The 12,392-nt window shown below is 49.3% G+C and carries 11 protein-coding genes; 8 read left to right on the forward strand and 3 right to left on the reverse strand.

Annotation, left to right across the window (positions count from 1 at the left end; all coding sequences use genetic code 11):
- Nucleotides 1-47: 47 nt before the first annotated feature.
- From LKH74_RS03885 to LKH74_RS03895, 3 genes are all read left to right on the forward strand, one after another.
- The gene (locus tag LKH74_RS03885) at nucleotides 48-542 is read left to right on the forward strand and encodes a GNAT family N-acetyltransferase (RefSeq protein ID WP_287788283.1); all 495 of its coding nucleotides are present in this window, start codon (nucleotides 48-50) and stop codon (nucleotides 540-542) included.
- A gap of 202 nt (nucleotides 543-744) precedes the next feature.
- Complete coding sequence (locus tag LKH74_RS03890) at nucleotides 745-1,551, forward strand: AzlC family ABC transporter permease (protein ID WP_208908031.1); 807 nt, start codon at nucleotides 745-747, stop codon at nucleotides 1,549-1,551.
- Nucleotides 1,552-1,568: 17 nt separating this feature from the next.
- Nucleotides 1,569-1,916 carry an AzlD domain-containing protein gene (locus LKH74_RS03895; RefSeq protein ID WP_135368540.1) on the forward strand — a complete coding sequence of 116 codons (348 nt, stop codon included), beginning with the start codon at nucleotides 1,569-1,571 and terminating at the stop codon, nucleotides 1,914-1,916.
- Between the two features lie 497 nt (nucleotides 1,917-2,413).
- Here LKH74_RS03895 and LKH74_RS03900 read toward each other — a convergent pair whose 3' ends face one another.
- From LKH74_RS03900 to LKH74_RS03910, 3 genes are all read right to left on the reverse strand, one after another.
- Nucleotides 2,414-3,400: a hypothetical protein gene (locus LKH74_RS03900; protein ID WP_287788284.1), complete on the reverse strand. Its 987-nt coding sequence runs from the start codon at nucleotides 3,398-3,400 to the stop codon at nucleotides 2,414-2,416.
- Between the two features lie 317 nt (nucleotides 3,401-3,717).
- Complete coding sequence (locus LKH74_RS03905; RefSeq protein ID WP_287788285.1) at nucleotides 3,718-4,665, reverse strand: hypothetical protein; 948 nt, start codon at nucleotides 4,663-4,665, stop codon at nucleotides 3,718-3,720.
- Nucleotides 4,666-5,072: 407 nt separating this feature from the next.
- Nucleotides 5,073-6,269 carry an SAM-dependent methyltransferase gene (locus LKH74_RS03910; protein ID WP_287788286.1) on the reverse strand — a complete coding sequence of 399 codons (1,197 nt, stop codon included), beginning with the start codon at nucleotides 6,267-6,269 and terminating at the stop codon, nucleotides 5,073-5,075.
- Between the two features lie 210 nt (nucleotides 6,270-6,479).
- Here LKH74_RS03910 and LKH74_RS03915 point away from each other — a divergent pair, with 210 nt between their 5' ends.
- The 5 genes from LKH74_RS03915 to LKH74_RS03935 all read left to right on the forward strand — a co-directional run bounded on the left by LKH74_RS03915 (nucleotide 6,480) and on the right by LKH74_RS03935 (nucleotide 12,387).
- A complete protein-coding gene (locus LKH74_RS03915; protein WP_287788287.1) occupies nucleotides 6,480-7,382 on the forward strand; it encodes a hypothetical protein in 903 nt (300 codons plus the stop codon).
- A gap of 821 nt (nucleotides 7,383-8,203) precedes the next feature.
- Nucleotides 8,204-9,172 (forward strand): ROK family protein, encoded by a 969-nt coding sequence (locus LKH74_RS03920; protein WP_225428740.1) that lies wholly within the window; start codon nucleotides 8,204-8,206, stop codon nucleotides 9,170-9,172.
- Between the two features lie 755 nt (nucleotides 9,173-9,927).
- The gene (locus tag LKH74_RS03925) at nucleotides 9,928-11,013 is read left to right on the forward strand and encodes an AI-2E family transporter (protein ID WP_135368894.1); all 1,086 of its coding nucleotides are present in this window, start codon (nucleotides 9,928-9,930) and stop codon (nucleotides 11,011-11,013) included.
- 177 nt (nucleotides 11,014-11,190) lie between these two features.
- Nucleotides 11,191-11,883, forward strand: a complete 693-nt coding sequence (locus LKH74_RS03930; RefSeq protein WP_125575731.1) for a 2,3-diphosphoglycerate-dependent phosphoglycerate mutase — start codon at nucleotides 11,191-11,193, stop codon at nucleotides 11,881-11,883.
- Between the two features lie 252 nt (nucleotides 11,884-12,135).
- Nucleotides 12,136-12,387 carry a hypothetical protein gene (locus tag LKH74_RS03935; RefSeq protein ID WP_287788289.1) on the forward strand — a complete coding sequence of 84 codons (252 nt, stop codon included), beginning with the start codon at nucleotides 12,136-12,138 and terminating at the stop codon, nucleotides 12,385-12,387.
- Nucleotides 12,388-12,392: the final 5 nt, after the last annotated feature.

Raw genomic sequence — 12,392 nt, forward strand, 5'->3', positions numbered from 1 at the left:
CGCTTTTCGCGTATAATTGAGGCCATTGAGAGAAAAGAGGAATCGAAATGTCAGTTACTTTTCGTTTAGCGACCGTCGCGGACCAGCCGCGCATCGTTGAGATCTATAACCAGGCCATTGCCACCAAAGGGAGTACCGCGGACTTGGATTTGACCACGGTCGCCCAGCGGCAGGGGTGGTTTGCGGAATTTTCCGCCGATCACTTCCCGTTGTGGGTGATGGAACTGAATGACCAGGTCGTGGGCTATGTTGGCTTGGAACCTTACAGTGACCGCGTAGCCTACGCGCAAACGGCCGAAATTGCCCTGTATCTGGCGACGGAGGCCCAGGGCCACCACTTGGGTGGGCAAGCCATTCAATGGGCTGAGAGCGCCGGAAAACAGCTAGGGCTGCATACGATAATTTCGCGCATCTTTGGCCACAATCAGGCCAGTCGTCATTTGTTCGAGAAAAACGGATTTGAACACTGGGGTCACTTGCCAGCAATCGCCGACATGCGGGGCTTTAGCGCCGATTTGGAAGTCTACGGCAAGCATTTCTAGGCCGGTAATTGGCATGAAAAATCGCTGGCTTTTTTCACAAACTTTTAATCAAACCGGGGTAGATTGCGGATTCTCTTTGCTAAATATCAGAAGTGTTATATGAAAATAGCATGAAACATGTTAAAATATCATCGTGTGGTTTTATCATGTAAACCCATTAACTTGCTTCATATCTCAGAGTATTCGACGGAGGCAAACATTCTTGAATAAACGACGGCCAAACCCCAAGCAGGTGCCAGACCCCAATGAACCCTTATGGCGGTCGACACTGCGGGTAGCCATGCCCCTTAATTTGAGTTACATTCCGATTGGGCTGGCTTGTGGGATTTTGCTACACGCGGCAGGGTTCAATACCTTACTGACTGGATTGGTTTCAATCTTGATCTTTTCTGGTGGGGCACAATTTTTAATTGCCACGATGTTGACCATTAATTCCCCACTACTTTCAATTGTTTTGATGTTGTTCTTTTTGGAATTACGGTATGCATTACTGAGTTCGAGTTTATCGCCTTACTTAAAAGGCCAGTCCAATCGCTTCTTATTTGCGTTTGCGATTTCTTTAAACGATGAAAATTACGCCATTAATTACTTAAAATTTGCCACGGATAAAAAGTGGACCGGTAAGGAAGCCCTAATGGTGGAGCATTATTCCTTGCTGTTCTGGGCCGTCAGCAACGTTATCGGCAGTCTGATCGGTAGCGCGTTGAAGATTGACCTAGGTGTTGTCAACTTTGCGTTAACGGCCTTGTTCTTGTACATGATCGTCATGCAAATCAAGAACCGCTTGACCATTGTGATCTGTTTGGTCTCAGGGGTCTTAGCGGCGGTCTGCATGATGCTCACCAAGAGTACGTTAGGGCTCGTTATTTCGACGATTATCGCTTCATTGATTGGGTTCTTCTTGGAAACCACACTGCGCAAGCATTTGCCGGCGAGTCATTGGCTGTGGAAGTTGCGCAGTCCCGGATCTAAGAAGTCGACCGTGGAAAGCGAATCGGATGCTAATTAGGATACAGGAGACGCTATATGAGTGCAGTTAATACGTGGAACAGTACGCAACACTTTTGGTTGATCATTCTCGGTTTTTGCGTTGCCTTCGTGCCGCGCTACCTTCCCTTGATGTTATTCACCAAGCGGGCCATTCCCGAGTGGTTCAACGAATGGATGAAGTTTGTGCCGGTATCACTCTTTACGGCGCTGGTCGTGAAGGATATCTTCATTGACAGTGCCACGTACCAGATTATCTTTACCCATTTTTCCGAAATGATAGCGGCCGTGATTGTCGTCGTCATTGCTTATCGCACGCGATCTATGGCCATTTCGGTGATTACAGGATTGATTGCTGTCTTCCTGTTGTCTATGTTTATTGCGTGAGTGAATTGAATGAGACTATGTAGGGCGGAGCCGGTTTTTGGCTTCGCCTTTTTTTGTTGGGAAAAGTGATGTGGTTATCTGCAGGTAATCTGCAGGTGATTTTGGAGAAGTTGCTGTAAATGGCTTGGTTGAGCCAATCACGTACTCAAAATTGGGAGAGTATCTGCAGGTTATTTGCAGGTTGGAGCGCAGATAGCATTATTAATACGGAGAACCATATATAAAATGTATAGTTTGAGGGTGGCAACGGGGGATTACGTCTGATCGTATTTTCGTTGAGGATGAGCATTGAAAATATGGAGGAGCATACGTTCCAAGCAGAGGGAATCAACGATTATCAGCAGATCTTGGATGATTTCTGGGCGACAATCAATAATGATAGCTTGAGGGCAAATTTAGTTGAATGAGTCTATGTAGGGCGGAGCCGGTTTTTGCTTCGCTTTTTTAATGTATCACGTAAAAGTTTGGCTGATATTTCCGGCTCACTTGGAATTTGCCTATGCGTTTTGCGGTTGACCTTGTTGAACGGGGTCCTTCGGGGCGTTGGTGGCAATTAAGGCTTTGAGTGCCTCCTCTGCATTTTTCAGTCTTTTGGCGGCGGCTAAAATTTGAGCATAATTTTTCGAATTTTTGATTTTCTTACCTGCGTCGGCATAGGCATTGTTATTATTTGCATTGTTTACTTTAGAATCTAGGGCCGCACCAAAAGAAGAGGTAGCAGTTGGATCTTTTTGGGGAGTTTCAGTCTTTGCTTTATCAATCTGTCCTTTGATAAGCTCCAAGTAAATGGCACGAGTATTTTGCTGGTTGTGTGTCGTTTTCTCATCCGGATCTTTAGGGTTTCCAATCAGACTGTCAAAACGTGATTGTGCCTTTTCAAATTCAGTCTGTGCAGTCGTAGTCATGTAGACATACTGAGTGTGTGGAACTTCATGTGGCTTCTCTTTATCCGCTGGCTTCTCCGGCTTCTTCCCCTCATCAGGCTTAACCGGGGTAGTCGAAGCAGGCGTCTCGGTAGTCACACTGTTATCGATTGCTTGCACGGCCTTCTTCACCTTGTGGGTGTAAGTCCGCGCCTTCAGACCAGGCTTGGTTGCCTTGATCTTGAATTTCAGCTTGGTTAAGTTATTGTTCTTGACCTTAACCGTGAACTTACCTTTCTTGTTAGCCGTGGCTGAAGCCTTTTCCCCGTGCTTCAGCTTCATCAGCTTGATGTGGGACTTGGCCGTGGTGTAACCCGTGACCTTGTGCTTGGTAACTTTAACGTGGGTGATTTTGGCAACTGACTGGTGCGTGGTCTTGGCCGCTAAGGCACTGACTTCCCCACCGGTAACAATTGAGAGCAACGTTGCGGCCATAACAATCTTCTTCATGTCCATAACAAATATAATCCCCTTTATAAGTTGGTGTACCAACATCTCTGCCGGTGCAATCACTATATCATGTTGGCAAGCCCAGCAAAAGAAGAGATGTAAATCAGTCACAAAGGTTCATATCATATACAGCGTTAATCGCCTATGGTGACAGTATTCCTGGGGCATCACCTTTCAACCATAAATTTGGTAATATAAGCAATCGTCACTTTTCGGTGTCAGAGTGGGGCTGGTGGGGATCGAAAAAACGAGCTTGGGACAAAACCTCCCAGGCTCGTTCGCTTTACCTTTTACCTAGCTGAAACGTGCGCCAAAAGGCAGCCGGCTCCGCTTAAAACTGCTAACCAAACAATCCAAACCCGGGATTGTTCGATTAGCAGCCTTAATGCTCACCGGCTAATCGCCTTTTGTCCCACTCTCCGAAACGTCTAATTTAATTCTTCAGGGATATAACTGTTGTCCAGCACCCACAACTCATCCATCAGGGCACTGACCTGGGTCCGCGCGTTGTCCAGTGGTAACAACTTCGGATACAGGTTAGCACGTTGGTCTTGGAGACCGTTGATGACATCCGTCAGGTACTTTTCTTGGGCGGCCGCAGCGGCCATAGCCTGTTGATCACCTTTTGCTTCAGCCACCGCATAATCTTGGTGCACCACCTGCAAGTTGATGCGCTGCTTGTGGATCTGCGTCGTCAGGTCATCGATCTGATTCGAAATCGGCTGGAGTTGGTCCTTCACCCGGTAGTAGTTTTTCTTAGCCGCGTCGATTTGGGCCTTCTTAGCCGCAATTTGTCGGTCCTTAGCCGATAGGGTTGCCCCCGGGCGACTCGGCGTGGATGGCGTGGGCTTGGCCGGGTTTGCCGGACTGGCCGGCGTGCTTGGTTTTACCGGTTTACTTGGCTTCACCGGTTTAGTGGGGCTCGTCGGCTTATTTGGCTTGGTTGGCGTGTTGGGCTTGACCGGTGTTGGCTTGGCTGGTTTGTCCGGTTGACTTGGTGCCGGAGTGGTGGTCACCGAGTGACTCGGCTTAGCCTGAGCGGCGTGTTTGATCTGCTTATTGGAGAACTTGCGCGCCTTGTAGCCGGGCTTGGAAGCGGCGAGCTTGAAGGTTAATTTACTCAGATTTTGTTTCTTCACCGTGAGCTTGAATTTGCCCACGCGGTTCGTCTTGCCGCTAGCCAACTGCTTCCCCTGAGCAGTGACCAGCTTGATGCGGGCGTACTTGGTGGTCTTGCCGGCAATGGTGTGCTTGGTCAACTTGACCTGCGTCAACTTGCCGATCGTCTTGCTCTTGGCCATGGCGCCGATCTCGCCACCGGCGACCACGGTGAGGGCGGTCGCGACCAGTACTGCTTGCTTAATCCCCAGTTTCATGATGAAATTTTCTCCCCATTCTCTTTAGTTAGCACAATTTGATTGCGTACAAGCAGTTTAACATGAACCAATTCAGAAAAAAAGCAGAGATGAAAATCACAAATAAAGATTGAGGGGCAACAGTGCATAAATTTTAAACGATTGGTGACGCTGGTTATTCAATGAATGAACCGCTTACACAAAACGCTAAATTCACAATCAGATATTAAAAAGATTGTGAAAACTAACCGCCGTCGACCTAGACCACCGGTTATCAACCTAAGCTAATCAGTCGACAGAAATTATTTAAGCTAGTCTCCATAACCAGTAAAATTAGCCCGCAAAAAAAACGCCCAACCACCGGTGATCAATCCGGCCGTCAGGCGTTTTTTGAAGTGAGTGATCCGCGGTCACTCAACTGATTTGAATTAATCCGCTACCTTGGCGTGGGTATCGTCGTACATGTAATCCCGCGTCATTGGTAACATCCGGGCAGACGGGCCCTTGGAGATCAAATACTGAATCACGTCAATATTACCAGACTTGAAGGAAGCTGCGCAAGCTTGTAGGTAAAGATCCCACATGCGCACGAAGTTTTCGTCAAACATCTTAGCGACCTCGTCACGGTGTTGGTTGAAGTTTTGATCCCAGATCTCCACGGTCTTTTGGTAGTGACGACGCAGGGGTTCCATGTCGTCGATCTGCAGGCCGTTTTCGATGATGTGGGTCGTGTTTTCAATCAAGCCGGGCACGTAGCCACCGGGGAAGATCCACTTGTTCAACCAACCGTTGTTGGCGCCACCCTGTTGCCGGGTGATTCCGTGAATCAAGGCGACCCCGTCGTTCATCAGGTACTTTTGAACGCAGTCGAAGTATTGGCCCAAGTTTTCTTGGCCCACGTGTTCGAACATGCCGACGGAGGTGATATAATCCCACTGTTCGTTGCCTAGTTCGCGGTAGTCTTCCAGGCGGACTTCGGCGACGTTTTGGAGGCCTTCGTCTTGGATGCGTTGGTTCACGTAGTCGTATTGTTCCTGGCTTAACGTGATCCCGGTGACGTGCAGACCGTAGTCCTTGGCCGCCGTGAGCATCAGCGTGCCCCAGCCACAACCGATATCCAGCAACGTTTTGCCGGGTTGCGGGTTGAGCTTCTTGATGATGTGGTGGACCTTGTTCATTTGCGCCGTGTAGAGGCTGTCTTCCGGCGTTTCAAAGTAGGCACAGGAGTAAGTCATGGTGTCGTCCAACCAGAGCTTGTAGAAGTCATTACCGATGTCGTAATGGTTCTGGACGTCAGCCTTGCTTTCCTTTTCCGTGTGCTTTTGCTTCGGTAAGAAATGAATGAACTTCTTGTTGTGGAAGAAACTGTCGGCGTTTTCGTAGGCCGCCGTCAGCAGGTCTTCGATACTACCGTCAATCTCAATGCGTCCATCCATGATGGCTTCTCCCAACGCAATGGAGGCGTTGCGGGAGATTTCCTTGACCGGAATGGCCTCGTGAATGGTAATCGTGATGTCGGGAGTGCCAGTCCCATAAACATCGGAAGTGCCGTCCCAGTAGTTGACGCGGACGGGGATGTTAAAGGTGTGGCTCAGAAACGTTTTGTAGAATGTTTTTTCAAGCATGTCAGGAGTCCTTTCCGGTTTTCTATTAAATTTGGACACAAGAAAACGAAATTTACTTAGCCATTATACGCCTTTAATGGAAGAAAGGGTAAGGGGCGACTTCATGTAACCGCTTAACATTAATTTGCCAAGAGGAAACGGCAAAAAAGGCGGATTCTCAAAACTGGCATGGTATAATGAAGTTACAATTAACCAGCGGAGGTCTTTCATTTGAAAAAATGGGTATGGGTCGTGGCAACAATCGTTGTGGCACTGCTGATTGGCGGGTACGCGTATTCCAATCATCACGCGACAGCCAAAGAGTACCAAGCGGCAATGGCCAACGGGCGTACTGCCATTCAAGCTAAACACTACACGCAAGCGGAAAGTTATTTCCAAAACGCTCTGAAGCGGCGGCTGAACGATAAGCCCGCCCAGCGTTATTTGACGCAAACGCAACGGTTCGTGTCGGCGGAAAATGCCTTGAGCGACTTGAAATTCGCCAGCGCACAAAGCCACTACACGGCGGTGCAGAATACGACCAACGCCTCAGACGTGTTGGTCACGCGGGCCAAGGCCAAGGTCAAGCTGGTCAAGGGGATCCGCGCCAACGTTAAGCAATTCAAGAAGATCTTGAAGACGGCTAGCGGGCAAAATCTGGCCTTGAACTACGGGCAATCCAACACCACGCTAGACGAGCTCTTCAATAACGCCAAGTTCCGTCAGAAGTACTACAAGAACTTGTATGATCAAGCCTTAGCACTACGTAAGGCCAACAATGCCGGTCAATCCGCGGCCACGTCGAGCGCAAGTAGCACCAGCAGCAGTAGCGCGGCTGCCAGCTCCTCGAGCACCGGCACGTCGACCAACAGTTCCAGCGCCTCACTGACGTCTTCCGAACAATCGGCGGCCAACAACTACTCCGGTAGCAACGAGTACACGGTCACCCAAAAGGAAAAGGAACTGAACGGCAAGACCATCACGGCGGCACAAATCAACAACGCCCGCAAGACCATCAATGCGGCGGGCGGTCAAGCCGACGCGATGAGTGATCAAGACGTGCGGGTTGCCTTACAGACGGCCAACAAGAAGAACATGTCTTTGACGCAGTACACGAAAGAATATTTGAAATAGCTTTGTGGCAGGTCACTGGCCCCTTGAGGGGTGGTGGCCTGCTTTTTCGTACCGGGGGTTGACAAATTTGCCGAGCTTGCATAACCCTTCACATAGTGTGGCAGTTCAGTTTTTCCGCGGTCGAAAACGGTCGTGGTTGAACGATTGGGGGGCGTGGCCAGGTGCTTTTGGTCGGGACCAGCCGATGCGGGTGAAATTAGATTGCCCGTTAAAGAGTTCAGTCGATTAAGTAAGAAACCTTACCTTTTACAACGTTTTGAGGTAAAAACTTGACATGTAAGGTAGGTTAGTAAACAAATCGGTTAATCAACTGAGCGAGCAAATTACTAACGGATTTCGCTATTTTCGGGCCGCAAACCCGGTCATAACGGCGTTTTCCCGAAAATTGGCCGAAAAATCGTCCAGAAAATTCGCGAGTCATAATCCGAGCACTATTTGTTAAGAGGAATTACTATATAGTTAGAATCAGAATCTACAAGGGGGGTTAGGTAACACGGCCCCACAATATGCGGGTGAGCACCAACCTTGGGGGATGGGGCAACCTAAACTGATTTGATTCCCGAATCACCACAAGCTATTGGGGGAGCAGTGTTACCAAGAAAATTATGATTATCAACAAACACATTATGCGCACCACCAATGAAAAACAGGTTTTGCAGCAGATTGTGAATGCTGGCCCAATTTCGCGGAGCCAGATATCACGAAATCTTAGTCTGAATAAGGTAACGGTCTCGGATATTTATAGTCAGTTATTACACGAAGGGTTGATCCGTGAGGTTGGTCACGGTGTCAGCACCCGGAATGGCGGTCGGAAACCAGTGATGGCATTGCTAAACGTGGGGTATGGCTATGTTATCAGTATTAACATCTTGCGGTCGCGCTTCTCGATGATCACCTGTCGGTTGGACGGGCGTTCTGAGAATTACGAAAGCGTGTCGACGCGCAACGTAGACTTGACCTCGGTCTTAGACATGATCGATGAACGCATCAATCACACGGTCTCCGCTAGTCCTAACCGGTTGCTCGGAATTGCGTTTGGTCTGGATGGCACGATTTATGACAATCAAATCTTGGGGGCGTCACTGAAAGGCTTTAAGAACTTTGATCTGGCAAAATACTTCAGTGATAAATTTCAGGTCCCCGTTGTGTTGGAAAACTTAGCCAACGAGTCCGCTATTTATGAACGGGACTTTGCGGGCGAAGGCGTCTACCGTAACTTGATCTCGGTAACGATCCGTGACCAAGTGGCGGCGGGCATTGTGACGGAAGGCCACCTCTACCGGGGCCACAACGGCGAAGCTGGCAATATCGGCTGTTGCCCACTGGCGGACCGGTATCAAGAAGATAATACCGAGACCGTGAACCATTACGTTGCGGAGGGCAATGTGCTGCAACGGATCATGGCCTATCAACACTTAGACCGCGTCGATGTGAACCGGATTCGGCGGGACTACTTAGGTCACCGGCCAGAACTGTTGAGCATTTTGGATGAATTTGCCTACTACCTGGGCAAAGTCTTGGGCAACCTGTCCAGCACGTTTGCGCCGGATGCCATCGTGGTCAACGCACCGATTCTGGAGCTATTGCCGGAATTGATGGACCAAGTACGGGAATACGTGGGGCAAATGGACATTTGCCGCAAGGCCCCGTTACTCTTGACCAAGAACTCCAAGGAAGCGTCCCTGCTGGGTGGCGCTTCGGCCATCATTCACCGCGCCTTAGCGTTGGATGACCTCCAACTGACTTTTGGCAATCAACGGTCGGCAGTATTAGAGGAAGTTGAATCGTAACTTAGGATGGAAGCCTGGGCTTGGTGCCTGGGTTTTTTTGTTGCAAGAGTGCGTCTTCAGGCGGTTAGCTGGGAGCATTAAGGCGGTTGACCCAAGAATCCTGGTCCTGGATTGTTGGGTCAGCAGTTTTAAGCGGAACCGGCTGCCTGAGGACGCACGTTTCGGCTAGGTAAGGTTGGTGCATCAGGGTTGGGGGAGCTTCTCCAGCTCATTTTGTGTTGCCTTCGGATTGGTTAAAATTGCCGCCTCCCGTCCGCTAACTGAGTAGACACAGCTGGTAGTATCTCAGACGTTCTTGGTACGCTGAACTAGATGGTATCGCTAACTACTTGAGATGGGACTGGTAGACGTCTGCTTGGCTGGCGTAACAGTGGTGAACGCTGTGGGGCGTACATCGCAGCCGATTTACACAATCGTAGCCGGAGTCCGCTAACTATGAGCTCAGCCGTGGGAGTTCCCTTAGCGGCTGGGCTGGGGCCGCTTAGGAAACTGGCGTCTTTGAGACGTGGTCTGCGGCTCAAAGCGAGGCGTCGAGACCGTACTTTGGCTCGGCCCGTCCGCCCACCGCGTTCCAGTCTCATAGTTAGCGGGCGGAGGCACTGGGTGATCACAATGAATTGGTTCGCCCTAGTATTTCGCGCAACGGCAGTAACTGCTAGTCTAATTTCGAATTTTGACCGAGATTCACCGAAACTATTAGGGATTTAGCCGAGATACGGTATAATAAAGCTATTACGAGATGGAGGAATTTATCATTGAGTTTATGGCAACGCTTCGTTGAAAATATTCGACTCCGGCGCTTTACCGTGCTGGCGTTGATGATCTTTGTGCTCTGGCTGATTCGCGCGGAAATGAACATGATTCTGCTGACGTTTATTTTCACGTTTTTGGTCCTGCAATTAGTTAAGGCGATTCGCAAGGTCGTCAAGCTGCCGCCAGCACTGATTGTGACGGTCACCTACGTCGTCGTGATTGGCGCGCTCTATTGGGCGGTGACCACGTATCTGCCGCAGATTCTGAATTCCTCGATTCACGGGATTGAGAACCTGTACAAGTTCTATCAAAATCCGAAAAATAACAGTAATGAGATTATCAGTTATGTCACAAATTATATTCAGACGTCCGACATCGTCAATCAGCTGCAAAACGGAGCCAAATTGGTTCTGACCTACGTGTCGACGATTGGCTCATTTGGGGCCACGGTGTTCATGTCCATGATCTTGAGCTTCTTCTTCACGATTGAAAGTAAGCAGATGGGTGAGTTCTCCAAGCGCTTCTTGACCAGTACCTACGGGTGGTTCTTTCAAGACATTAACTTTTTTGCCACGAAATTTGTCAACACTTTTGGGGTCGTCTTGGAGGCCCAGTTCTTCATTGCCTTGTGCAATACCGTGATTACCACGATTGTGCTGGCCATCATGGGGATGCCACAACTGCCGACGCTGGCCATTATGATTTTTATTTTAAGCCTGATTCCCGTGGCTGGGGTCATCGTGTCCATCGTGCCGTTGACGATTCTGGGCTATTCCGTGGGCGGCTTCCGCTATGTCGTGTACATTCTGGTCATGATCGTTGTGGTCCACGCGCTGGAAGCCTACGTGCTCAATCCCAAGTTCATGTCGAGCCGCACCGAATTGCCCATCTTCTACACGTTCGTCGTGTTGTTAGCGGGTGAGCAACTGTTTGGTGTCTGGGGCTTGATCGTCGGGGTGCCAATTTTCACATTCTTCTTGGATATCCTGGGCGTACGACCGGTCCACGGTCTGCATCCGGCGCCCCACGTCGACGTGAAAAAATTGCGGGAGATACGCCGCAACCATAGTCAAAATAACGAGAAATAACCGCAGTTACCTAACGGCCGTCCCGAAAATGGGGATGGCCGTTTTCGTTTGACCAGCTTCTCAGGATTCTCACAGAAGAAAGCGATTACATGCAAAGAACCGCACAATTTAGCTGAAATCCGCGGCTAGATGGTGTAAAATGACAAGGTATTCTACGACAGAAAGAGGTTATAAGTGATGGCAAAATTAGTATTGATTCGCCACGGCCAAAGCGAATGGAACTTGGCTAACAAGTTCACTGGTTGGGTTGACGTTGATTTAAGCGAAAAGGGTGTTGAAGAAGCTAAGTCCGCTGGTCAAAAGATCAAGGAATCTGGCTTGAAGTTCGACTACGCTTACACGTCAGTTCTGAAGCGGGCCATCAAGACGTTACACTACGTTTTGGAAGAATCCGACCAACTTTGGATTCCAGAAACCAAGACTTGGCGTTTGAACGAACGTCACTACGGTGCTTTACAAGGCTTGAACAAGAAGGAAACCGCTGAAAAGTACGGTGACGACCAAGTCCACATCTGGCGTCGTTCTTACGATGTCTTGCCACCACTCTTGGACGCAGACGCTGAAGGTTCAGCTGTTAAGGATCCACGTTACGCTAACTTGGACCCGAACATCGTGCCTGGTGGGGAAAACTTAAAGGTTACCCTGGAACGTGTTATGCCATTCTGGGAAGACCAAATCGCACCAAAGCTGCTTGACGGCAAGAACGTCATCATCGCCGCTCACGGTAACTCACTGCGTGCTCTTTCCAAGTACATCGAACGGATCAGTGATGATGACATCATGAACCTTGAAATGGCAACCGGTGAACCAGTTGTCTACGACTTCGATGACAAGTTAAACATGACTAACAAGACGAAGTTGGGCAAGTAATTCACAACCGACTCGAAGCCGCCTCGTTTGTGGGGGCGGCTTTTTCGTGGGAAAAATTGAGAGTGTGGCGAAGAGCGATTAGGCAGTGAGCATTAACGGCAGTGGGCGGATTAGGCAGCATGGCTGATGCGACCGCTGGGGTTAAGCGCAACTGCCTGCTCGGTAGCTGCACGTTTAGTCACTAGCGGTCACTAGCGGTCACTAGCGGGGCCGCTAGCAACCGAAAATTTAGATGAGAGAAAAGAGATTGAATTGGCAGACAAAGAAGTATCACAGATTGAAATGATGAAGATTATCGCCTTGTTCCGCAAAGAAGGGTTCAAGGGTGAATACGAAGACTTCCAACGCGTCAGCGGCACTGACCGGGAATTCTTCGTGGTCATGAGCAATGAACAAGGCATCAAGGCTTTGTTTCGGGCAAGCTTGATGTTGAACTCCGTGGTGTTCCAGTATGTGCTGGATGACAAGCATACGTTTGTACAAGAAGACGCGGACGCTAGCTAATTTGA

It is taken from the genome of Levilactobacillus sp. (genome assembly GCF_022646225.1).
Taxonomy (GTDB): Bacteria; Bacillota; Bacilli; order Lactobacillales; family Lactobacillaceae; genus Levilactobacillus; species Levilactobacillus suantsaiihabitans.

What these genes read in the sequence shown, in the direction of transcription:
- LKH74_RS03885 (WP_287788283.1), top strand. Translation starts at nt 48, where the DNA reads ATGTCAGTTACTTTTCGTTTAGCGACCGTCGCGGACCAGCCGCGCATC.
- LKH74_RS03895 (WP_135368540.1), top strand. Translation starts at nt 1,569, where the DNA reads ATGAGTGCAGTTAATACGTGGAACAGTACGCAACACTTTTGGTTGATC.
- LKH74_RS03905 (WP_287788285.1), bottom strand. Translation starts at nt 4,665, where the DNA reads ATGAAACTGGGGATTAAGCAAGCAGTACTGGTCGCGACCGCCCTCACC.
- LKH74_RS03910 (WP_287788286.1), bottom strand. Translation starts at nt 6,269, where the DNA reads ATGCTTGAAAAAACATTCTACAAAACGTTTCTGAGCCACACCTTTAAC.
- LKH74_RS03920 (WP_225428740.1), top strand. Translation starts at nt 8,204, where the DNA reads ATGGCATTGCTAAACGTGGGGTATGGCTATGTTATCAGTATTAACATC.
- LKH74_RS03930 (WP_125575731.1), top strand. Translation starts at nt 11,191, where the DNA reads ATGGCAAAATTAGTATTGATTCGCCACGGCCAAAGCGAATGGAACTTG.